At 67.2% G+C, this 21,106-nt stretch carries 19 protein-coding genes; 15 read left to right on the top strand and 4 right to left on the bottom strand.

The annotated features are described in order from the left end of the window. Positions 1 to 29: 29 nt before the first annotated feature. Positions 30 to 554, top strand: a complete 525-nt coding sequence (locus ACYQ4W_RS04040) for a tetratricopeptide repeat protein (RefSeq protein ID WP_459853106.1) — start codon at positions 30 to 32, stop codon at positions 552 to 554. Here the strand turns inward: ACYQ4W_RS04040 and mnmA are convergent. Both mnmA and ACYQ4W_RS04030 read right to left on the bottom strand, forming a co-directional pair. Continuing rightward, the gene (mnmA, locus tag ACYQ4W_RS04035) at positions 547 to 1,587 is read right to left on the bottom strand and encodes a tRNA 2-thiouridine(34) synthase MnmA (RefSeq protein WP_459853104.1); all 1,041 of its coding nucleotides are present in this window, start codon (positions 1,585 to 1,587) and stop codon (positions 547 to 549) included. The genes ACYQ4W_RS04040 and mnmA overlap by 8 nt on opposite strands. After that, the gene (locus ACYQ4W_RS04030; protein WP_459853102.1) at positions 1,584 to 2,360 is read right to left on the bottom strand and encodes a glycosyltransferase family 2 protein; all 777 of its coding nucleotides are present in this window, start codon (positions 2,358 to 2,360) and stop codon (positions 1,584 to 1,586) included. The genes mnmA and ACYQ4W_RS04030 overlap by 4 nt, the downstream gene beginning before the upstream one ends. A gap of 205 nt (positions 2,361 to 2,565) precedes the next feature. Between ACYQ4W_RS04030 and coaE the strand changes: the two genes are divergently transcribed. From coaE to ACYQ4W_RS03960, 14 genes are all read left to right on the top strand, one after another. Then, a complete protein-coding gene (coaE, locus tag ACYQ4W_RS04025; protein ID WP_459853100.1) occupies positions 2,566 to 4,362 on the top strand; it encodes a dephospho-CoA kinase in 1,797 nt (598 codons plus the stop codon). Next, entirely contained in the window at positions 4,359 to 5,078 is a 720-nt protein-coding gene (locus ACYQ4W_RS04020; protein WP_459853098.1) for a rhomboid family intramembrane serine protease, read from the top strand. Before coaE ends, ACYQ4W_RS04020 begins: the two co-directional genes overlap by 4 nt. Before the next feature lie 124 nt (positions 5,079 to 5,202). Continuing rightward, positions 5,203 to 6,186, top strand: coding sequence for a DnaJ C-terminal domain-containing protein (locus ACYQ4W_RS04015; RefSeq protein ID WP_459853096.1), 984 nt, complete (start codon positions 5,203 to 5,205; stop codon positions 6,184 to 6,186). 56 nt (positions 6,187 to 6,242) lie between these two features. Further along, the gene (locus ACYQ4W_RS04010; RefSeq protein ID WP_459853094.1) at positions 6,243 to 6,560 is read left to right on the top strand and encodes a chaperone modulator CbpM; all 318 of its coding nucleotides are present in this window, start codon (positions 6,243 to 6,245) and stop codon (positions 6,558 to 6,560) included. 39 nt (positions 6,561 to 6,599) lie between these two features. Next, positions 6,600 to 9,281: an ATP-dependent chaperone ClpB gene (gene clpB, locus ACYQ4W_RS04005; protein WP_459853092.1), complete on the top strand. Its 2,682-nt coding sequence runs from the start codon at positions 6,600 to 6,602 to the stop codon at positions 9,279 to 9,281. A 274-nt stretch (positions 9,282 to 9,555) separates the two neighbouring features. Further along, on the top strand, positions 9,556 to 10,584 hold the full coding sequence (locus ACYQ4W_RS04000) for a GGDEF domain-containing protein (RefSeq protein ID WP_459853089.1): 1,029 nt from the start codon (positions 9,556 to 9,558) through the stop codon (positions 10,582 to 10,584). A 106-nt stretch (positions 10,585 to 10,690) separates the two neighbouring features. Next, positions 10,691 to 11,044, top strand: a complete 354-nt coding sequence (locus ACYQ4W_RS03995; RefSeq protein WP_459853087.1) for a nuclear transport factor 2 family protein — start codon at positions 10,691 to 10,693, stop codon at positions 11,042 to 11,044. A gap of 32 nt (positions 11,045 to 11,076) precedes the next feature. Next, positions 11,077 to 12,282, top strand: a complete 1,206-nt coding sequence (locus ACYQ4W_RS03990) for an aminopeptidase (protein WP_459853085.1) — start codon at positions 11,077 to 11,079, stop codon at positions 12,280 to 12,282. Between the two features lie 195 nt (positions 12,283 to 12,477). Beyond that, on the top strand, positions 12,478 to 13,053 hold the full coding sequence (gene grpE, locus ACYQ4W_RS03985) for a nucleotide exchange factor GrpE (RefSeq protein ID WP_459853082.1): 576 nt from the start codon (positions 12,478 to 12,480) through the stop codon (positions 13,051 to 13,053). A gap of 82 nt (positions 13,054 to 13,135) precedes the next feature. Continuing rightward, positions 13,136 to 15,058 carry a molecular chaperone DnaK gene (dnaK, locus tag ACYQ4W_RS03980; protein WP_459853080.1) on the top strand — a complete coding sequence of 641 codons (1,923 nt, stop codon included), beginning with the start codon at positions 13,136 to 13,138 and terminating at the stop codon, positions 15,056 to 15,058. 115 nt (positions 15,059 to 15,173) lie between these two features. Continuing rightward, positions 15,174 to 17,375: a penicillin-binding protein activator gene (locus tag ACYQ4W_RS03975; protein WP_459853077.1), complete on the top strand. Its 2,202-nt coding sequence runs from the start codon at positions 15,174 to 15,176 to the stop codon at positions 17,373 to 17,375. Positions 17,376 to 17,384: 9 nt separating this feature from the next. After that, entirely contained in the window at positions 17,385 to 17,669 is a 285-nt protein-coding gene (gene gatC, locus ACYQ4W_RS03970; protein WP_459853075.1) for an Asp-tRNA(Asn)/Glu-tRNA(Gln) amidotransferase subunit GatC, read from the top strand. A 23-nt stretch (positions 17,670 to 17,692) separates the two neighbouring features. Then, the gene (gene gatA, locus ACYQ4W_RS03965; RefSeq protein ID WP_459853072.1) at positions 17,693 to 19,156 is read left to right on the top strand and encodes an Asp-tRNA(Asn)/Glu-tRNA(Gln) amidotransferase subunit GatA; all 1,464 of its coding nucleotides are present in this window, start codon (positions 17,693 to 17,695) and stop codon (positions 19,154 to 19,156) included. A gap of 9 nt (positions 19,157 to 19,165) precedes the next feature. Continuing rightward, positions 19,166 to 19,555, top strand: coding sequence for a tautomerase family protein (locus ACYQ4W_RS03960; protein WP_459853070.1), 390 nt, complete (start codon positions 19,166 to 19,168; stop codon positions 19,553 to 19,555). An 88-nt stretch (positions 19,556 to 19,643) separates the two neighbouring features. On the opposite strand, the gene ACYQ4W_RS03955 is transcribed toward ACYQ4W_RS03960, so the two are convergent. Together ACYQ4W_RS03955 and ACYQ4W_RS03950 are read right to left on the bottom strand one after the other, a co-directional pair. Further along, positions 19,644 to 20,051 (bottom strand): Fur family transcriptional regulator, encoded by a 408-nt coding sequence (locus ACYQ4W_RS03955; protein WP_459854456.1) that lies wholly within the window; start codon positions 20,049 to 20,051, stop codon positions 19,644 to 19,646. Between the two features lie 22 nt (positions 20,052 to 20,073). Further along, a complete protein-coding gene (locus tag ACYQ4W_RS03950) occupies positions 20,074 to 20,895 on the bottom strand; it encodes a metal ABC transporter solute-binding protein, Zn/Mn family (protein WP_459854454.1) in 822 nt (273 codons plus the stop codon). Positions 20,896 to 21,106 lie beyond the last annotated feature (211 nt).

Raw genomic sequence — 21,106 nt, 5'->3', positions numbered from 1 at the left:
ATGCGTGCGGCTGCAAAAAAGGAGGCACCATGCGTTCCGTCACCTGCTCCCCCCTGCCGGTCCTCGCGCTTCTGCTGCTCTCAAGCCTGGCCGCAGGCTGCTCCCCGGCCATGCGCGGCAGCCTGGCCCTTGCAAGCGGAGACTATCCGCAGGCCCTGGCCCGCTACAACGAGGCCCTGCAAAAGGAGCCCGGCTCCCTGCATCTGCGCCAGCGCATCGGGCTCACGTACTTGGCCATGAAGGACTACGCCAAGGCCGAGGCCAGCTTTCAGGACATTCTGGCCCGCGCCCCTGGCGAGCCGAACGCCCTCTTCTACCTGGGCCTGGCGCGCATTGGCAAGGGAGAGGGCCAGGCGGCGCTCAAGGACCTGGCGGGGCTGCACTGGCCGTTCAAGTTCTACCAGCAGCAGTTCGTGCAGGAGGAAGCGGCGCGGCTGCTGAACCACCCGGAAATGCCGCCGGACGAGGCCATCCGCAGCATGCGGGCCGCTCTTGAGCGGGGCCGGCAGGAGCAGGACCGCTACGAGCGCGAAATGCTCAACATGCTCAACTGACCACAGCCCCCGCAAGCACTGCGCCGTCCGCGCCGTACAGCGCGGCCACCTGCCCCGGCGCTGGTCGCACCTGCTCCTCGGCGAAGCGCACCCGCAGCGCGCCGCCGCAAAGTTCCGCCCGCGCGGGCTTGGCTTGCTCGCGGTAGCGCGTCTGCACCAAGACCTCGGCGGGCCACTGGGCCGGGTCCGCCAGCACGTTGACCTCCCGCGCCGCAAATTCCCGCGCCAGCAATGCCGCGCGCGGAGCCACGATGAGCGTGTTGCGCGCGATGTCCTTGTCCAGCACGTACAGCGGCTCGCGCCAGGCCAGGCCCAGGCCGCGCCGCTGGCCGATGGTGGCGCGCCACAAGCCCTGGTGCGCGCCCACGACAGTGCCGTCCGGCAGCATGGCCGGGCCCGGCCCGGGCAGGGCCGCCGTGCGCGAGGAAAGAAACGCCCGGTAGTCGTCGCCCGGAACAAAGCAGATCTCCTGGCTTTCCTCCGGCAGGGGCGGCGCAACGCCGCGCTGGTCCAAATCCGCGCGCACGGCGGCCTTGCGGGCTTCGGCCAGGGGAAAGCGCGCGCGCTGCAACCTTTCGCGCGGGACAAGCGACAGAAAATAGCTCTGGTCCTTGCCTGGATCGGCCCCGCGTGAAAGCGCCCAGCCGTAAACAGGGTGCGCGCCTGCCGCGGCGTAGTGCCCGGTGGCGAGCATTTCCGCGCCGAGGGAAAGCGCCTTGTCCAGCAGCAGACCGAACTTCATGGCGGCGTTGCAGCGGGCGCAGGGGTTGGGCGTGCGGCCCGCAAGATATTCCGAGGCGAAGGGCGCGGCCACGCGGGCCTCGAATGCGGCGCGCAGGTCCAGCAGGTGCAGGGGCACGCCAAGGCGGGCGCAGGCCTCGGTCAGACCATGGGCGGCCTGCCGGGCGGTGGCGTTGTCCGGATCGGGCAAAAACTGGCCATGCAGGGCGATGACCTCGTGCCCGGCCTCGCGCAGCAGCAGCAGGGAGGCCAGGCTGTCGCCGCCGCCGCTGACGGCAACGGCCAGCTTCACGGCCTGGGTCCCCAGTCTTCGGTCTCGCCCGCGCGCAGGTGCTTGAGAAAGGCGTAAAACGCTCCATGCACCGCGTTGATGAACCCGGCGCGGCCGTCGAGGACGCCGAGCTTCAGCAGATAGAGCTTGAAAAAGCGCGCCACGCCGTGGATGACGCCGGCCAGCACCCCGCCCGCGCGGCCCTTGGCCTTCAGCGCATCCGCACCCTGCTGCGCGTAGGAGTTCACCTTGTCCAGGTGCTCGCGGAAGTTGCGGTAGGGATAGTGGATGATGTCGCCCTTGAGCTTGTGCGTGGGGCCGAGGGGATGAAAGCTGTAATGCGCCCCGCTCACGTGCACCTCGATGGCGTCCGGCCGGAACACGCGGAACAGATAGTCCGGGTACCAGCCGCTGTGGCGCAGGAAGCGGTCGAAATAAAACGACGAGCGCGGTGTGAGGAAGCCCGCGGCGTCGCCGGGCGCTTCAAGCGCGTGGACGACATTGTCGCGCAGTTCGTCGGTCAGGTACTCGTCCTGGTCCAGGCTCACCACCCAGTCCACCTTGGGCTCCATGGCGCGGATGTGCTCCAGCGCGAAGCGGAACTGCGGGCCCGGGCCTTCCCACCGGCGGGAAAGCACGGTGGCCCCGGCGGCCTGGGCGATGTCCTGCGTGGCGTCCGTGCTCAGGGAGTCGACCACGATGAGCTCGTCGCAAAAGCTTAGGGATGCGAGGCAGCGGCCCAGCAGGCGTTCGCCGTTGTAGGTCAGTATGAGTCCGACGGTGTGGGGAGCCATGCGCCCTCGTATGCTTGCGGTGTTGGAACGAAAAACCGGAGCGCGCCTTGCCGACGCGGTTTCCCGCTGGGGCATTCCGGTGCGACTGGCCGGTGCGGCTTGCCGCTCGGACTTGTACGACGCGCCCCGGCAGGGGTCAAGAAGCCCCGCCCGCCGCGTTGCCGCGCCGTTTGTGCTTTTTCGCGTCACAGGCTATGAAGCGGGCATGAACCACGATACCGACAACGACACCAGCGCCGACCAGAACACCGCTCCGGAGCCCCTTTGTCGCCGCGCCGCGCCGCAGGACGCGGACATGCGCCTGGACCAGTTCTGGGTGCGCGAATACACAGGCCAGGGCGTCTCGCGTGAGCGCATCAAGGAATGGATCACGGCCGGGCTGGCCCTGGTGGACGGCAAGGTCTGCGCCAAGCCGGGCCAGCGCCTGGAGGGCCGCGAACAGCTGACCCTGAGCGCGCCGGACCTGACGGGCGACGACTCGCCCAAGGCCGAGGACGCGGACCTCGACATCATCTACCGCGACGAGAGCCTGGCGGTCATCAACAAACCGGCCGGGCTCACCACGCACCCGGCGCCCAGCCAGCCGGACCAGACCCTGGTGAACCGCCTGCTGCACCATCTGCCGGAACTGGCCCCGGAGATCTCCGGCATGCAGGGCGAGCGGCCCGGCATTGTGCACCGGCTCGACAAGGACACCAGCGGGCTCATCCTGGTGGCCCTGAACGAGGCCGTGCGCCTGGAGCTTTCCCAGGCCTTCGCCGACCGCCGCGTGCGCAAGACCTACCTGGCCCTCGTCCACGGCAGGCCCAAGGGCGACGAGTCCGGCCGCTTCGGCGAGGACGCGGGCTACATCGACCTGCCCATGGGCAGGCACCCCTCCATACGCACCAAGATGGCCGTGCTGAACAAGGGCGGCCGCGAGGCGCGCACCAGCTGGCGCAGGCTGTGGACCGACCGCCTGAGCCGCGTGAGCCTGCTGGCGGTGGATCTGCACACGGGCCGCACGCACCAGATCCGCGTGCACCTGGCGCACATCGGCCATCCGCTGGTGGGCGACCCTGTGTACGGACCGGTGCAGAACGCGCGCTGGCTGGCGCAAAGCGGCCCCCTGGCGCAGCTTGCGCCCAGGCAAATGCTCCACGCCTTCCGCCTTTCGCTGGAACACCCGGACACGGGCGATGAGCTGCTCTTCCGCCAGAACCCGCCGGAAGACTTCATGACCCTGCTGCGCACCCTGGCGGGCGACTGCCAGCGCGTGGCCCTCACCGGCATGCCCGGCTGCGGCAAGTCATCGCTGCGGCGGGCGCTGGCCGAAAGCCCGGAGGCTCCACCGACCTTCAGCGCCGACGCCTGCGTGGCCGCGCTGTATGCTCCGGGAGGCAGCGGCGCGCAGGTGCTGGCCCGCAGCCTGGGCAAAGAGATTTTAGAGCCGGACGGCTCCGTGGACCGCAAGCGCCTGCTGGAGCTGCTGCTCACCAAGCCTGCCCTGCGCCGCGAGGTGGAGGACATCGTGCACCCCATGGTGCGCTACGAGCTGCGCGAATTCTGGGCCGCGCACAGCCACGCGCCCTATGCCGTGGCGGAGATTCCGCTCTTTTTCGAGTCCGGCTACGGCGGCGGCAAGGCCGCGGGCAAGTCGCGCCGCTTGGCTGACACTGTTGTGGGCGTGCACTGCCCGGAGGAGCTGCGGCGCGGCACGCTGCGCGAAAGCCGGGGCATGGCGCCCGAGGTGCTGGCGGCCTTCGAGTCGTGGCAGTGGCCGGAGGACCGCAAGCTGGCGGCCTGCGACATCGTCGTGGAAAACGGCGGGAGCCTCAGCGATCTTGCCCGCAAGGCGGGCGTTCTGCAAAACCAGCTGGCCGCGCTGCGCCAGGCGCGGGCGCAAACCTTCGAAGCGGACCTGGCCGACCTGCTCACCGACGCCGCCGAAAACGGCGCCCTCAAGGACGGCCCCGGCCAGGGACCGGACGCCGGCCTGCTCTGGGAGGACGACGACGAATGATCCCGCTCAAGGACGACATCCCGCGCGTGCACACGCCCGTGGCCGTGATCCTGGTGATCCTGGCCAACGTGGGCCTGCAGTACGTCATCAGCGGGCAGCCGCCCTATGTGCGGGAGGCCCTCATGCGGCTTCTGGGCGTGGTGCCCGCGCGCTACGCCTTTCCGGACTGGGCGGCCTTCGCGGGTTTTCCCGCCATGGGCGCGCTGCCGTTCTTCTCCTACATGTTCCTGCACTCCGGCTGGTGGCACGTCATCATGAACATGTGGATGCTCTGGATCTTCGCCGACAACATCGAAGACGTCATGGGCCCGCTGCGCTTCCTGGCGTTCTACCTGCTCTGCGGCCTGGCCGCGCTGCTCCTGCACATGGCCTTCAACCTCACGGAGAGCTCGCCCATCATCGGGGCCTCCGGGGCCGTGGCCGGGGTCATGGGCGCGTATGTCACCCTGTACCCGCGCGGCCGCGTGCTCACCTTCATCCCCATCATCATCATCCCCTACATCGTGCGCCTGCCCGCGTGGCTGTTCCTGGGATTCTGGTTCGCCACCCAGGTGCTGGCCGGGCTGTTCGAACAGCTGGGCGCGCCGGTCCAGGGCATCGCCTGGTGGGCGCACGTGGGCGGCTTTCTTGCCGGCATGTTCCTCGTACGCCTGTTCATGCGCCCGGAGCGGTGCTATTACTGCGAGTACAAAGGCCGGGACTTCCGCTTCAGCTAAGTCTTTCCAGCGTATCCCCCGCGCCCGGCGACCTGTGGAAAACTCCCTTGACAGGGCGCAAACACACACTATTTTGCAATAAGAAGCGACAAGCGGCCCCCCGCCGCCAAGGAGTTAGGACTCAATGAGCGTGGAATTCAAGGACTACTACAAGATTCTGGGCGTGGGCCGCAGCGCCTCCCAGGACGACATATCCAAGGCCTTCAAGAAGCTGGCCCGCAAGCACCACCCGGACCTGAACCCCGGCGACGCGGGAGCGGAGGCGAAGTTCAAGGAGGCGGGCGAGGCTTACGAGGTGCTGAAGGACCCCGAGAAGCGCAAGCTGTACGACCAGCTTGGCCCCAATTGGCAGCAGGGCCAGAATTTCCAGCCGCCTCCGGGCTTTGAGAACATGCGCTTCAGCGGCCAGGGCGGTTTTGGCGGTCCCGGCGGCGGCTTTGGCGGCGCGGGCGGGTTCAGCGATTTCTTCGAGACGCTGTTCGGCGGCGCGGGCGGACCCCGCGGCGGCTTCGGCGGCGGCGGCTTCGGCGGCGGGTTCCAGCAGCGGCCGCGCCGCGGCCAGGACGCCGAGGTGGCCTACGAGATCGGCCTGGAGGAAGCATACAGGGGCGGGCCGCAGTCCGTTAACCTGCAGGAGCAGGTGGCGGGCCCGGGCGGTTTTCCCACCATGCAGAGCCGCACCCTCAAGGTGAACATCCCGGCCGGCATCAAGGACGGGCAGAAGATCCGCCTGGCGGGCCAGGGCAGTTCCGGCGGCTCCGGCGGGGAGCCGGGCGACCTGTACCTCAAGATCAAGGTGCGCCCCCACCCGCAGTTCAAGGTGAAGGAAGACAACGTGGTGTATGATCTGGCCCTGACCCCCTGGGAGGCCGCCCTGGGCGCCACCGTGCGCGTGCCCACCCTGGACGGCGCCGTGGAGATGAAAATTCCGCCGGGAGTGGGCTCCGGGGCCAAGCTGCGCATACGCGGCAAGGGCCTGGGCACGGCGGGCAAGCGCGGCGACCAGCTCGTGCGCATCATGGTGCAAACGCCCAAGACGCTCACCGATGAAGAGCGCAGGCTCTTTGAGGAATTGGCCCGGACCTCAACCTTCCAGCCCCGCGCCTAGGCGCGCCAGGACGCAAGAAGAGCCCAAGGGCACGCCTGAAACGCGAGGAGTACGTCATGTCGCAGTTGAGCAAGAACACGCAGCAGACCCTGCCCATACGCTCCGAGCTCATCGCCTGGGCGCAGCTGGTGGAGCTGACCTGCGTGGAGCCCGCCACCGTGGCGGAGCTGCTGGAGATGGGCTGGATCGATCCCGTGCGCACCGGCGCGGAGGACTATCTCTTCCGCTCAAGCGACGTGTACCGCATCCAGAAGCTTTTGCGCCTGTGCCGCGACCTGGAGATATCCTTCGGCGCGGGCAGCATCATCGTGGACCTGCTGGAGCGCGTGGAGCGCCTGGAGCAGGAGATTTCGGAGCTGAGACGACTGCTGTAAACCACGGCCGAACACCGTGATATTTGGGAGGACAACACCATGGATCCCAACAAGTTGACTCAAAAATCCCAAGCCGCCCTTTCCGAGGCCCAGAACCTGGCCATTTCGCGCGGGCACCAGCAGGTGGACACCCTGCACCTGCTCTACGCCCTGGCGACCCAGGAAGGCGGGCTTGTGCCGCAGATCATCGGCAAGTGCGGCCTGGACGCCAAGGCCTATGCCCAGGCCGTGGAGGCGGAGCTTTCCCGCTTGCCCAGCGTTTCCGGCCCCGGCGCGCAGCCCGGCCAGGTCTACGTGACCCAGGCCGTGAACGCGGTGCTGGTGCGCGCCGAGGAAGCGGCCAAGCGCATGCAGGACGAGTTCGTCAGCGTGGAGCATGTCTTTCTGGCCATGCTCGACGAGCCGCCCTCTTCCGGTCCCGGCAAGGTGAACCGCCAGTTCGGTTTGACGCGCGACAAGTTCCTCACCGCCCTCACCGAGGTGCGCGGCAACCAGCGCGTGACCAGCGACAACCCGGAAGACACCTACGACTCGCTGAAGAAATACGGCCGCGACCTGGTGGACGAGGCCAAGAGCGGCAAGCTCGACCCGGTCATCGGCCGCGACCAGGAAATCCGCCGCGTGGTGCGCATCCTTTCGCGCCGCACCAAGAACAACCCCGTGCTCATCGGCGAGGCCGGCGTCGGCAAGACCGCGATAGCCGAGGGCCTGGCCCAGCGCATAGTGAAGCAGGACGTGCCCGAGGGGCTGAAGGACAAGACCATCTTCGCCCTCGACATGGGCGCGCTCATCGCCGGGGCCAAGTACCGCGGCGAGTTCGAGGAGCGGCTCAAGGCCGTGCTCAAGGACGTGCAGAAGTCCGAGGGCCGCATCATCCTGTTCATCGACGAGATGCACACCATCGTGGGCGCGGGCAAGGCCGAGGGCGCAATGGACGCCGGCAACATGCTCAAGCCCCTGCTGGCGAGAGGCGAGCTGCACTGCATCGGCGCCACCACCACAGATGAATACCGCAAGTACATCGAAAAGGACCCGGCCCTTGAGCGGCGCTTCCAGCCCGTCATGGTCGACGAGCCGAGCGTGGAGGACACCATCTCCATTCTGCGCGGCCTGAAGGAACGCTTCGAGGTGCACCACGGCGTGCGCATCAGCGACTCGGCCATCGTGGAGGCGGCGACCCTCTCCAGCCGCTACATCAGCGACCGCCAGCTGCCGGACAAGGCCATCGACCTCATCGACGAGGCCGCGGCCATGATCCGCACGGACATAGACAGCCTGCCCACGGACCTGGACGAGACCAACCGCCGGGTGCTGCAGCTTGAAATCGAACGCGAGGCCCTCAAGCGCGAGACCGACGTCGCCAGCCGCGACCGCCTGGAGAAGCTGGAAGAGGAGCTGACCGAGCTGAAGGCCAAGCAGGGCGAGATGATGGGCCAATGGGAGCGCGAAAAGAGCGCCATCGAAGTGGTGCGCCACATCAAGGCCAGCATCGAGCAGACCAAGCTGGACATCGAGGAGGCCGAGCGCAAGCTCGACTACAACCGCGCCGCCGAGCTGCGCTACGGCACGCTGAACGCCCTGGAGAAGCAACTGGCCGAAAGCGCGCCCACGGCGGATGCGGATGGCGACGCCCCGCGCCTGCTCAAGGAGGAGGTCGGCCCGGACGACATCGCGAGCATCATCTCGCGCTGGACCGGCATCCCGGTGACGCGCCTGCTGGAAGGCGAACGCGAAAAGCTGCTGCGTCTGCCGGAAGAACTGCACGAGCGCGTGGTGGGCCAGGAGGAAGCCGTGCAGGCCGTGGCCGATGCCGTGCTGCGCGCCCGCGCGGGCCTGAAGGATCCGCGCCGGCCCATCGGCAGCTTCCTGTTCCTGGGCCCCACCGGCGTGGGCAAGACCGAGCTGTGCAAGACCCTGGCCCAGGCGCTGTTCGACACCGAGGAGAACATGATCCGCCTCGACATGAGCGAATACATGGAGAAGCACTCCGTGGCGCGGCTCATCGGCTCGCCCCCGGGCTACGTGGGCTATGACGAAGGCGGCCAGCTCACCGAGGCAGTGCGCCGCAAGCCCTACGCCGTGGTGCTGTTCGACGAGGTGGAGAAGGCCCACCCGGACGTGTTCAACACCCTGCTGCAGATTCTGGACGACGGACGCCTGACCGACAGCCATGGCCGGACGGTGGACTTCAAGAACACCATCCTCATCATGACGAGCAACATCGGCGCCCAGTACATGCTCGCGGGCATCACGCCAGAGGGCGAGTTCGGCCCCGGCGTGGAGGACCAGGTCATGGAGGCCCTGCGCGGGCACTTCCGGCCGGAGTTTTTGAACCGCGTGGACGAGACCGTGCTGTTCAAGCCCCTCCAGCAGCGCCAGCTCATGGCCATCATCGAGCTCTTGGCCGGCAGCCTGCGCGAGCGCCTGGCCGACCGCAAGATGGGCCTCAGCATCACCGACGCGGCCAAGACCTTCATGGCCGAGGCGGCCTACGACCCGATCTACGGCGCGCGGCCCCTGCGGCGCTACCTGCAGACGCACCTGGAGACGCCGCTGGCGAGGGAGATCATCTCCGGCCGGCTCATGGACGGCTCCGAGGTGGTGGTGGACGCGCAGGACGGACGCATCGTGTTCGGGACCAAGGACGAGGACGGCAACGCCATCTTCGACGCCGAGGTGACGCCGGAGCCCACAGTGGCCGCCCAGCGCAAGATTCAATAACGCCGCATCCGCCGGGCGGGCATGACTGGCAGCAGTTGTGCCCGCCCGCGCGCCCTCTCCGCCGCATCATTCCGCCCCCCTTGGCGAAGCGGAAAAAATATTTCAATTTTGCGTACCGGTCGCAAGGCTGTTTCACTAGCGCAACCCCCACGAATATTATACGATCCATTCAAGATCACGCAGAACCAGCGAACGGAGTCCCCCCGGCGCACTTCGCCCTCCCTCGCCCCTGCGGCGCACCAGCCTTTGGGCACAGCCCAGTGAGGACACGCCAATGCTCCCGGAACGCGAGCACATCATCCGCGCATTATTTGACCAGTACATCGAGATGTACGCCGGGCGTGACGACAATCTGACCACGCGCTTCAGCGAGAACTTCAGCGGCTTCGCCGGCGGCAGCGATGTTTTGGTCAAGGACCGGGCCGAGTGGATCAAGGTCACCCGGCATGATTTTTCGCAGGTGCCAGGCCGCATCCGCATCGAAATGCTCGACCTCTGCCTGCAGGACATAAGCGACGACGTGGTCATCACCACGGCCTTTTTCCACATCCATCTGCCCTTCAGCGACGCCATCCTCTCACAGGAGACGGCGCGCCTTGTGCTGGTGTTCCGCCGCGAGGCGGCCGATTGGAAGATCGTGAGCAGCACCATCTCCATTCCCTACCGCCTGGTGCAGGACGGCGAGGTGTATCCGCTGCGCAGCCTCTATGCGCGCAACCGCGAGCTGGAAAGCATGGTGGAGGAGCGCACCCGCGAGTTGGAGGCCACCAACGCCAAGCTGGAGGCCATGAGCAACACGGATGCGCTGACCGATGTGGCCAACCGCCGCAGCTTCGACCACACGCTGGCGCTGGAATGGAACCGCGCCATGCGCTCCGGCAGCTCTCTTGCGCTCATCATGCTCGACGTGGACCACTTCAAGCACTTCAACGACCACTACGGCCACCTGGCGGGCGACGGCTGCCTGAAGGCCCTGGCCCAGACGCTCATCAAGGCGGAGCGCCGGGCGGGCAAGCTCGTGGCGCGCTACGGGGGCGAGGAATTCGTCGTGCTGATGCCGGAAACCACGGAGGCCGAGGCCCTGGCCACGGCGCGGCACATCCAGAAGGAAGTCTGGGCCATCGCCCTGCCCCATGCGGAAACCGAGCCCGGCATCGTCACCGTGAGCCTGGGCGTGGCCAGCCTGGTGCCGACCATGGAGCTGACGCCGGATGCGCTGCTGTGCCAGGCCGACGCGGCCATGTACCGCGCCAAGCAGCTGGGCCGCAACCAGGTGCAGGGGGCGGAGGGAGTCGCACAGTAGGCGCACGCAATGGACATGCGCCGCGTGGTTCGGTAGCGCAAAGAACACCGGGAGCACGCGGCCGCGCGTCAGCGGCCGGTCATCCGCATACCTGACAGGAGGTGCGATGCGGCCCAAGGAACTCGTTCTGGCCTGGGTGGAGGCTTTCAACAAAGCGGATGTGCAAACGCTTGCCGCTCTCTACCACGAGGACGCGGTGAACCATCAGGTGACGCAGCCCCCGGTGGAGGGCCGCGAAGCCATCCGCGCCATGTTCGCGCGGGAATTCGCCCAGGCCGAGATGGTCTGCATGGTGGAAAACATCTACGAGGACGGCGAGGTCGCCATTTTGGAGTGGCGCGACCCACTGGGCCTGCGCGGCTGCGGTTTCTTCCACGTCAAAGATGGCCGGATCGCCTTCCAGCGCGGCTACTGGGACAAGCTTTCCTTTCTTAAAATGCACGGGCTGCCGGTGGAGTGACCGGCGCCTGCCCAGAACACGCGGAGATCCATTTGTCCCACCTCTCCCCCGACACGCTCGCCTCCTACGCCGAGGTCCTCATTTGGGGCCTGCGCGCCAGCCGCGCGGTGCCCTTTCAGAACGGCGACCTGGTGCTGCTGCGCTATGACGTGGCCGCCACGCCCCTGGCCGAGGAAGTCTATTCGCTCCTGCTCGACGCGCACCTGCACCCCCTGCCCCTGGCCATGCCCACAAGCGCCATGCAGGCCCAGCACTACGGCAACTCCAGCTTCGGCCAGCTCACCTTTGCCCAGCCCGGGCTCGACGACCTCCACCGCGCCACGGCGGGCGTCATCACCATCCTCGCGCCCGATTCCCTCGACCTGCTGGCCGAGGTGGACCCGCGCAGCATAGCCCAGGGCGAAAAGGCCGAGATGAAGGCCCACGCCCTGCTCGACCGCCGCCGCCGCACGGGCCTGCTGGGCTCCACCGTGTGCCTGTACCCCACGCAGGCCCTGGCCGAGGCCAGCGGCATGGAGCTTTCCGAGTACGCCGAGCGCCTGGCCCGCGCCTGCCTGCTGTTCATGCCCCAGCCGGTGACCCAGTGGAAGCGCGTGCAAAAGGAGCTGGCCCAGACCGCCGACTGGCTGAACAGCCTCAAAATCCAGCGTCTGCACGTGGAGAGCGAGCACATCGACCTGACGCTGCAACCCGGCGAAAGCAGGCGCTTTGTGAGCGTGGGCGGGCGCAACATTCCAAGCTTCGAACTCTACCTCGCCCCGGACTGGCGCACGGTCTCGGGCGTGTATTATGCCGACCAGCCGTCCATCCGCTGGGGCAGAATGGTCTCGCAGGTGCGCCTGGAGTTCAACGACGGCGTGGCCGTGGAGGCCAAGGCCGGGCACGGGGGCTCGTTCCTCACCGGCCGCATGACCACGGACGCCGGGGCGCGCAGCGTGGGCGAGTTCTCCCTCACGGACAAGCGCGTGTCCCGCGTGGAGCGCTTCATGGCGCACACGCTGTTCGACGAGAATTACGGCGGCGAGTTCGGCAACTGCCACATAGCCCTTGGCGGGTCCTCGGCCGCCAGCTTCACCGGCCCGCCGGACGAATTGACCGCGGAACGTCAGGAGGAGCTGGGCTTCAACAACTCCAGCATGCACTGGGACTTGGTGAACACCGAGCCGAAACGCGTCACGGCCACCCTTGCGGGCGGCGGCAAGCGCGCCATTTACGAGGACGGCCAGTTTCTGCTCTGACGGCGCGCCTGTGCATTTTTTTGCCCTTCGGGTCCGCAAACCCGCGCCCCCGCGTGTTGACAAGCCATGAACCGTGCTTACAAATGTGACTGACCACGACGCCGGGTACGCTTCCTTCAAGCAGCCCGGCGTCGGCTTGTGTCAGACCTCATGCCGGGCTTATGCGCCCGGCGACCCAGAAGGACGGGATTGTACATGTCTGAGAACGAGAAGAACGAGGCCAAGAACGCCGACCAGATGGCTGACCAGACGGCCAATCAGGCGGACAAGGCCGAAGTGAACCTGAGCGAGGAAGAGCTTGCCGCCCTGTGCAAGGCCCACGTGTGCACCAAGTGCGCCGTCATGGCCGAGGCGGAGGACATCAAGCTGCGCGCTCTGGCGGACAACGAGAACTTCAAGCGCCGCATCCAGCGGGAGACCGAAGAGGTCCGCCGCTACGCCACGGAGTCCGTGCTGGCCGACCTTCTGCCCGTGCTGGACAACCTGGCCCTGGCCATAGACCACGCGCGCGGCACCGAGGCCTGCAAAAACGTCGTCATGGGCGTGGACATGACCCGCAAGATCTTCCTCGACACGCTGAAGAAGCATGGGCTTGAGTGCGTGGGTTCCTGCGGCGAAACCTTCGACCCCAACATGCACGAGGCCATCGGCACCGTGTGCGAGCCCGGCCAGGCCGAAGGCTGCGTGGCCAAGGTGGCCCAGGCCGGCTACGTGCTCAAGGGCAGAGTCATCCGCCCGGCCAAGGTGCTGGTGAACAAGACGGAAGCCTAGCGCGCGGCCTTTACAACGGGAAAAGCGGACTTACTACAGTCCTTACATGTAAAACATTATTCCTCACCCGGAGGTTCAGATCATGGGCAAGATTATCGGCATCGACCTGGGGACCACCAACTCCTGCGTCTACGTCATGGAAGGCAAAGACCCCAAGTGCATCACCAGCCCTGAGGGCGGACGCACCACCCCGTCCATCGTGGCCTTCACGGACAAGGAGCGCCTGATCGGCGAAATCGCCAAACGTCAGAGCGTGACCAACCCCGAGAAGACCATCTACGCCATCAAGCGCCTCATGGGCCGCCAGTACGACGCCCCCGAGGTCAAGAAATGGCGCGAGCATTGCCCCTACAAGATCGTGGCGGGCAAGAACAACGACGCCTGGGTCGAGATCGCGGGCAAGAAGTACAGCCCGCCCGAAGTCTCCGCCTTCATTCTGCAGAAGCTGAAGAAGGACGCCGAGACCTACCTGGGCGAACCCGTCACCGAAGCCGTCATCACGGTTCCGGCTTACTTCAACGACTCCCAGCGCCAGGCCACCAAGGACGCGGGCAAGATCGCCGGCCTTGAGGTCAAGCGCATCATCAACGAGCCCACGGCGGCTTCCCTGGCCTATGGCATGGACCGCAAGAAGAACGAAAAGATCGCCGTGTACGACCTCGGCGGCGGCACCTTCGATATCTCCATCCTCGAGGTGGGCGATAACGTCGTGGAAGTGCGCGCCACCAACGGCGACACCTTCCTCGGCGGCGAGGACTTCGACCAGCGCATCATCCAGCACCTGGTGGAAGAGTTCAAGCGCGAGAACGGCATCGACCTCGCCAAGGACCGCATGGCCCTGCAGCGTTTGAAGGAAGCCGCGGAAAAGGCCAAGCAGGAGCTCTCCTCCACCATGGAGACCGAGATCAACCTGCCCTTCATCACCGCCGACCAGAACGGCCCCAAGCACCTCCAGATCAAGCTTTCCCGCGCCAAGCTGGAGCAGCTGGTCATGGACCTGGTGGAAAGCTCCATCGGCCCCTGCAAAAAGGCCCTGGCCGACGCCGGACTCACCGCCAAGGAGATCGACGAGGTTGTGCTGGTTGGCGGCATGACCCGCATGCCCCTGGTGCAGCAGAAGGTGGGCGAGTTCTTCGGCAAGGAGCCCAACCGCTCCGTGAACCCGGACGAAGTCGTCGCCATGGGCGCGGCCATCCAGGGCGGCATCCTCGCGGGTGACGTGAAGGACGTGCTGCTCCTCGACGTGAGCCCCCTGTCCCTCGGCATCGAGACCATGGGCAGCGTGTTCACCAAGCTCATCGAGCGCAACACCACCATCCCGACTCGCAAAAGCCAGGTGTTCACCACCGCGGCCGACAGCCAGCCCTCGGTGTCCATCCACGTGCTGCAGGGCGAGCGCCCCATGGCCAGCGACAACATGACCCTGGGCCGCTTCGAGCTCACCGGCATTCTGCCCGCGCCGCGCGGCGTGCCGCAGATCGAAGTCACCTTCGACATCGACGCCAACGGCATCGTCAACGTCTCCGCCAAGGACACCGGCACCGGCAAGGAGCAGTCCATCCGCATCACCGCCAGTAGCGGCCTGTCCGAGAGCGACATCGAGCGCATGGTGAAGGACGCCGAGGCCCACGCCGAGGACGACAAGAAGAAGCAGGCCCTCATCGAGGCCCGCAACCAGGCCGACAGCCTGGTCTACAGCACCGAGAAGAGCCTGAAGGACATCGGCGACAAGGTCGATCCCGTGCTCAAGGCCGATGTGGAGTCCAAGATCGAGGCCGTGAAAAAGGCCCTGGAGACCGAGGACGCGGACACCATCAAGACCGCTGCCGAGGCCCTGGCCCAGAGCTCCCACAAGCTGGCCGAGCAGCTCTACGCCCAGAAGGGCGGCGATGCCGGAGCCGGTGAAGCGGGCGCTGGCGGCTGCGCCGGCGGCAACTGCGGCGGCGGCCAGGCCAAGCCCGCCGACGAGAACGTGGTGGACGCCGACTACACCGAAGTGAAATAACGCCCCGAGCCCTGCGCGGCTTGCCTTGCGGGGCAAGACAGCTTAGCATATCCCGGCCTGCGGACCATCGCGGGCCGGGATTTTTTATGGACCCAGGCTGAGGGAGGCCAAAGGCATGAATCCGAAAATCAAGATGCGCCCCTTGGGCGTCCGCTTTTGCGCCGCGCGTTTCGTGACGCTCGCCCTCGCCCTGACGGCCCTGCTTTTGGCGGCGGGCTGTGCGGACCTGACCTTGCCGGCGGCCTCGGAGCCGAAGCAGGAGGTCAAGCCGGAGCAGAGCACGGCGGACCTCGCAGCCGACGCCGAGGGTTTCTGGAAGGCCGGCAACCAGCCGCTTTCGGAGCTGCTTTATGCGCGCCTGCTGGAACGCGCCGACCTGAGCGAGACGGAACGCGCCCAGACCCTGGACCGCCTCGCCTCCAGCGCATACGGCGCCAAGCATTACCGCCAGGCCAAAATCGCCTTGGACCGCCGCGCCGCCGCGGACAAAAGCGTGCTGGGCACCTGGCAGTGGCACGAGCTGTACCTCAAGACGCTCATGGCCCTGAGCCGCACCGATCTCTTGGAAGCGCACCAGGGCTGGATGATGACCCACACCGAGCTGCCCTACGAGCTGCGCTGCCGCGCCATGGTGGCCTTCTCGGCCTACGCGGCCCAAAGCGGCGACGCCGCCCGCGGCCTCAACCTGCTGGCCGAGCTGCACCGCCAGGCCCCGGACGCCGCTTCACGCGCGCGCATGGAGAGCATCTACGCCGAGAGCCTGAGCGACCTGCCGGAGGACCAGCTCGCCACCCTGGCGCGCCTTACCGGAACCATCGGCCCCAAGGCCGCAACGGTCTTCCCCCACGCCCTTGTCCAGCGCGAGGCCGCCCGGCGCAGCCAGCGCCTGGGGTCCAGCCTCGCGCCCCTCGCCGCGCCGCAGGCTTCCAACGCACAAATTGGCAGCCCGCAGATTTCCGGCGCGCCCGCCGCACTGGCCGCGCCCCCGCTGCTCTCCACCCAGCAGGCAGCCAGCCCTGTCGCCGCCGGCCCTGTCGCCGCCGGGGTGCTGCTGGCGCAAAACGCCACGCGCAAGCAAACGGCCTCCGACCAGCCCGCCGCGTTGTTGCCGCGCCAGACAGACGGCGTGACCAACCTCGCCCTGGTGCTGCCCCTGACCGGACGCTTCGCCAGCACGGGCCAAAAGGTGCTGCGCGGCGCCGGAGCCGCTCAAAAGCGTCTTGCCGCCCAGGGGCGCAAGGTCGAAATCAAGGTCATCAACGCCGAGTCCCCGGACTGGCGCGAACAGCTCGCCGCCCTGCCCGCCAACGTCTCCATCGTGGGCGGCCCGCTCTTAAACGCCGACGGCATGCGCTCGCTGCAGGCCAGCGGAGCCTTGGCCAAGCGCGCCGTGTTCGCCTTCCAGCCCGACCTGGGCAACATCCAGGAAGGCAAGCAGGCCTGGCGCTTCTACCCCAGCCTGCAGGACCAGGCCCGTGCCCTGCTCGACCTCACGGCCGACGGCCTGGGCATCCGCTCCGTTGCCGTGCTGGCCCCAAGAAACCGCTACGGCCAGCGCATGGCCGAGGTGTTCCAGAGCGAAGCCAAGGCGCGCGGACTGCGCGTGGCCGCGAACGAGACCTACCCGCCGGACGACCACCCGCGCTGGATGCAGAGCGTCAGCCACCTGCTGCGCGTGCCGGACGGCTTCCGCCACAACAAGAACACGCCGCTGCCCATGCCGGAATTCGGGGCCGTGTTCATGCCCGAGGACTGGACCCAGGCCGAGATGCTCGCCTCCAACTTCTACTTCTTTGAGGGTCAGCACCTGCTCTTCCTGGGGTCCGACCTCTGGAGCGTCGGGCTGGACAACGCCAAGGACATCGACGACACGTACTTCCAGCACGCCGCCTGCCCCGGCGCCTGGTGGCCGGAGACCAACGGCGGCCGCGCCCTGCAGGCCGTGCTCGACGAGCAGTCCCTGGGCCAGGCCGACATCTGGGTGGCCATCGGCTATGATTTCGTGCGCCTGGCCTCGCGCCTGAACCTTGGCGCGGACTGGAATCCGGCCGAGGTCAACGCGCGCCTTGCGGCCTTGAAGGACCTGGACTACAGCATGGCTCCCATCGTTTGGAGCGCCGACGGCCACGCCCGCCAGAAGCTGTATGTCTTCACCCCCCGCAAGGAGGGCAAGGCCCTGGTGGACACCGCCACCATGCGCGAGAGCATCCAGAAGGCCAAGGACCGCCGCGAAAAGCGCATCGGCACCGCGCGCGAAATTCAAAAGAACAAGAAGAGCGGCGCGACCGGAAGCCTTACCCGCGACGCGCAGAATTAAGGAGCAGCAATGAAGATCAGTTCCGAGGAAGTGGCCAAGGTGGCCCGCCTGGCAAGGCTGGACCTGAGCCAGGACAAGCTGGACCAGTACGCCGCCCAGCTGGGCGATATTCTGGGCTACATGGACAAGCTGGCCGAGCTCGACACCGCCAGCGTGGAGCCCATGTACACCCCGGTCGATCAGGTGAGCGTCATGCGCGAGGACGTGGTCAAGAAGGACTACGCCCGCGAGGACATTCTGAAAAACGCCCCAGAGACCGACGGCGCCTTCTTCATCGTGCCGCGCATCGTTTAACCTCCCCGCCACGGAAACGAGCCATGCCAGAACTTTCGACCCTTTCCCTTTCCGAGATCCGCGCCAAGCTTGCGGACAAGACCGTCAGCGCCGCCGAGGTCACCGAGTCGGCCCTTGCCCGCATCGACGCCACCGAGCCCAAGGTCAAGGCCCTGCTCTCCCTGCAGGCCGAGGAAGCGCGCGCCCTGGCCAAAACCCTGGACGCCGCCGGCCCCGACCCCGCCAAGCCCCTGTGGGGCGTGCCGCTGGTCATCAAGGACGTGCTCGCCGTCAAGGGTGCTCCCACCACCTGCGGCTCCAAGATTTTGGAGAACTTCCGCCCCGTGTACGACGCAACCGCCGTGGCCCGGCTCAAGGACGCCGGAGCGGTGCTTTTGGGCAAGGCCAACATGGACGAGTTCGCCATGGGCTCCACCACCGAGAATTCGGCGTACTTCGCCACCAGGAACCCCTGGGATCTTGAGCGCGTGCCCGGCGGCTCCAGCGGCGGCTCCGGCGCTACCGTGGCGGCATGCCAAGCTTACGGCGCGCTCGGCACCGACACCGGCGGCTCCGTCCGCCTGCCTGCCAGCTTCTGCGGCATCGTGGGGCTCAAGCCCACCTATGGCCGCGTGTCGCGCTTCGGCATGGTGGCCTACGGCTCCTCCCTCGACCAGATCGGGCCCATGGCCCGCACTGTGGAGGACGCCGCGCGCATCCTGGCGGTCATCGCCGGGCACGACGACAAGGACTCCACGTCCGTGGCCACGCCCGTGCCCGACTATGTCGGCGCCCTTGCGCAGCGCACGGATCTGCGCGGCCTGACCATCGGCCTGCCCGCCGAGTACTGGGGCGAGGGCCTTTCGCCCGAGGTCGCCGAGACCTGCGCCGCGGCGATCAAGCTGGCCGAGTCCCTGGGCGCGAAGACCGTGCCCGTGAACCTGAAGCTTTCGCAGTACGCCATCGCCACATATTACATCATCGCCACGGCCGAGGCGAGCTCCAACCTCGCCCGCTTCGACGGCGTGCGGTACGGCTACAGGGACAAGGACGCCGAAAGCCTCATCGACATGTACGTGAAGAGCCGCTCCAACGGCTTTGGCGACGAGGTGCAGCGGCGCATCATCCTGGGCACCTACGTGCTCTCCTCCGGCTATTACGACGCCTACTACCGCAAGGCCGCGCAGGTGCGCCGCCTCATCCGGCAGGACTTCGAGGCCGCCCTGGCCCAGTGCGACGTGCTCTGCGGGCCGGTGTGCCCCACCACGGCCTTCAAGGTGGGCGCCATGACCAGCGACCCCTTGCAGATGTACCTCATGGACATCTTCACCATCAGCACCAACCTGGCGGGCCTGCCGGGCATGAGCATGCCCGTGGGCCTTGGCCGCGAGACGAACATGCCCGTGGGGTTGCAGATAACCGGCCGCGCCTTTGACGAGGCCAAGATGCTCCAACTGGCCAACGTGCTGGAAAAGCACGTGCCCGCCACGGGCCAGCCGAAGCTGTAGGAGCCGCCCATGCCCGTCACCCTGGTGAGCATCCTCAAGGGCCGCAGCGCCGCCGAAAAGCGCTCGCTCATGACGGCCGTGCAGACGGCCATCACGACGACCCTCGGCCTGCCCCCGCACGACCGCAACCTGCGCCTTGGCGTGCATGGCCCGGACGAGTGGCTGCTGCCGGAGGGCACATCCGACAAATACGTGCTGGTGGAGATTGCGCTCTTTGCCGGGCGCACGGCCGAGACCAAAGGCCAGCTGTACGCGGCCATCGTGGCGGCCCTGGCGACCCTTGGCGTGAGCAAGAACGACGTGTTCATCCGCATCGTCGACCAGCCGCGCGAGAACTTCGGCATCCGGGGCGGCCAGCGCGCCGACCTGGTGCAGCTGGGCTACGAGGTCAAGGTCTAGCGCAGCGCGCCCTTGCCCACGCAAGAAACGGCCCGGCCTGGAGCGATACTCCGGGCCGGGCCGTTGTCATTTCAAGCGGCGGCGGGGCTCAGTGCCCCAGGCACTCCTGGCAGACCCCGCCGAAACGGATCTCCGCCGAGTCCACGCGCATGGGCAGCCGGGCCAGCAGTTCGGACAGGCCCACGTCCAACGCATGGGAATCCAGGCACTCCGTGTGCCCGCAGCGCGAGCAGGTGAAGTGCGCGTGCCCGGTGGGCCCGGTGCGCAGGCAGTAGCGGAAGGCCCGCTCCCCGGCGTTGTGCCGGGTGGCCACGTGGTGCGCAACCAGGAGGTCGAGGATGCGGTACAGGGTCACGCGGTTCATCTGCGCGCCCAGCGGCTCCAAGAGCTCCTGCGGTGTCACCGGCCGCGCGGCCCCGGCAAGGGCCTGCACCACCAGCACCCGCTTGGCCGTGGCGGCCAGCCCGCCCTGCGTCAGCATCTGCGTTGCGTTCATCGACAAGCGTTCTCCCTGGCGGCTACTGTAACGCCTGCCGGAAGCTCTTGGCAACATTGAGGAGGTTGGCTTCCCAGTTCTCGGCCAGGGGGTCGGCCACGATCAATCGCGCGCCGATGGCCTGGGCGATGGTCGAGGCCGTGCGCTGGCTCATCTGCGGCTGCACGAACACGGCCTTGATGTTCTTGGCCTTGGACTGGCTCACTATGGCGGCAAGGCGCTTGGGCGAAGGCTCCTTGCCCTCGAACTCGATGGCCGACTGGGTCAGGCCGTAGTCGCGCGCAAGGTAGCCCCAGGCGGGGTGGAACACCAGGAAGGTGCGCTTGTCCGCCGGGATGCCGGAGAACAGGCCCTTGAGCTGGGCGTCCAGCGCGTCGATCTCCTTCAGGTAGGCTGCGAGGTTGGCGGCGTAGACCTTGGCGTGGGCCGGGTCGGCCTTGGCGAAGGCGTCGGCGATGTGCACGACCATTTGCCGCACCTGCGAGGGGGCCACCCAAACATGCGGGTCCATCTCGTCCTCTTCATGGTGTCCCTTGGCGCTGGCCGCGGCCTTATGATGCTCCTCGTGGTGCTCGGGCATGGGCAGCTTCTTCAGCCCCGCATCGGTGTGCACAAAGACCATGCGCGCGTTGGCGCCCTTGAGCCGCGGCTCCCAGGCTTCCTCGAACTCCAGCCCCGTGGACAGATACACCGAGGCGGAGGCGATGGCGCGCATTTGCGAGGGCTTGGGCTCGTAGGTGTGGGCGTCGGCTCCGGCGGGCACCAGCACGATGGTCTGAATGAGATCGCCGCCGATCTTTTTGGCAAAGTGCTGCACTGGGGCAACCCCGACAGCCACCTGCATTTTTCCGGCAAAGGCCAAACCAGGCATGGCGCAAGCCAGCAAAAGCGCACAAAAAATCCAAGACATTTTTCTCATTGCGGACGCTCCAGGTTTCAGCTACACCCCAGGCGGTGCAACTCTGTTGCATCGTGATTTGCAACATAGTTGCACGGCTGTCAAGCCCGCACCGCCAAATCAACTTGGCAAATCAGTCCGGCGATCGAACAGGCAA

Source organism: Humidesulfovibrio idahonensis (genome assembly GCF_054657715.1).
The sequence above is the reverse complement of the archived record's forward strand: the minus strand, read 5'-3'. Positions and strand labels throughout refer to the sequence as shown.

What these genes read in the sequence shown, in the direction of transcription:
- ACYQ4W_RS04020 (WP_459853098.1), top strand. Translation starts at nt 4,359, where the DNA reads ATGATCCCGCTCAAGGACGACATCCCGCGCGTGCACACGCCCGTGGCC.
- dnaK (WP_459853080.1), top strand. Translation starts at nt 13,136, where the DNA reads ATGGGCAAGATTATCGGCATCGACCTGGGGACCACCAACTCCTGCGTC.
- ACYQ4W_RS03950 (WP_459854454.1), bottom strand. Translation starts at nt 20,895, where the DNA reads ATGCAGGTGGCTGTCGGGGTTGCCCCAGTGCAGCACTTTGCCAAAAAG.
- ACYQ4W_RS03960 (WP_459853070.1), top strand. Translation starts at nt 19,166, where the DNA reads ATGCCCGTCACCCTGGTGAGCATCCTCAAGGGCCGCAGCGCCGCCGAA.
- clpB (WP_459853092.1), top strand. Translation starts at nt 6,600, where the DNA reads ATGGATCCCAACAAGTTGACTCAAAAATCCCAAGCCGCCCTTTCCGAG.
- grpE (WP_459853082.1), top strand. Translation starts at nt 12,478, where the DNA reads ATGTCTGAGAACGAGAAGAACGAGGCCAAGAACGCCGACCAGATGGCT.
- gatC (WP_459853075.1), top strand. Translation starts at nt 17,385, where the DNA reads ATGAAGATCAGTTCCGAGGAAGTGGCCAAGGTGGCCCGCCTGGCAAGG.
- ACYQ4W_RS04030 (WP_459853102.1), bottom strand. Translation starts at nt 2,360, where the DNA reads ATGGCTCCCCACACCGTCGGACTCATACTGACCTACAACGGCGAACGC.
- ACYQ4W_RS04000 (WP_459853089.1), top strand. Translation starts at nt 9,556, where the DNA reads ATGCTCCCGGAACGCGAGCACATCATCCGCGCATTATTTGACCAGTAC.
- ACYQ4W_RS04040 (WP_459853106.1), top strand. Translation starts at nt 30, where the DNA reads ATGCGTTCCGTCACCTGCTCCCCCCTGCCGGTCCTCGCGCTTCTGCTG.
- ACYQ4W_RS04010 (WP_459853094.1), top strand. Translation starts at nt 6,243, where the DNA reads ATGTCGCAGTTGAGCAAGAACACGCAGCAGACCCTGCCCATACGCTCC.
- ACYQ4W_RS04015 (WP_459853096.1), top strand. Translation starts at nt 5,203, where the DNA reads ATGAGCGTGGAATTCAAGGACTACTACAAGATTCTGGGCGTGGGCCGC.
- gatA (WP_459853072.1), top strand. Translation starts at nt 17,693, where the DNA reads ATGCCAGAACTTTCGACCCTTTCCCTTTCCGAGATCCGCGCCAAGCTT.
- coaE (WP_459853100.1), top strand. Translation starts at nt 2,566, where the DNA reads ATGAACCACGATACCGACAACGACACCAGCGCCGACCAGAACACCGCT.
- ACYQ4W_RS03995 (WP_459853087.1), top strand. Translation starts at nt 10,691, where the DNA reads ATGCGGCCCAAGGAACTCGTTCTGGCCTGGGTGGAGGCTTTCAACAAA.
- ACYQ4W_RS03975 (WP_459853077.1), top strand. Translation starts at nt 15,174, where the DNA reads ATGAATCCGAAAATCAAGATGCGCCCCTTGGGCGTCCGCTTTTGCGCC.
- ACYQ4W_RS03955 (WP_459854456.1), bottom strand. Translation starts at nt 20,051, where the DNA reads ATGAACGCAACGCAGATGCTGACGCAGGGCGGGCTGGCCGCCACGGCC.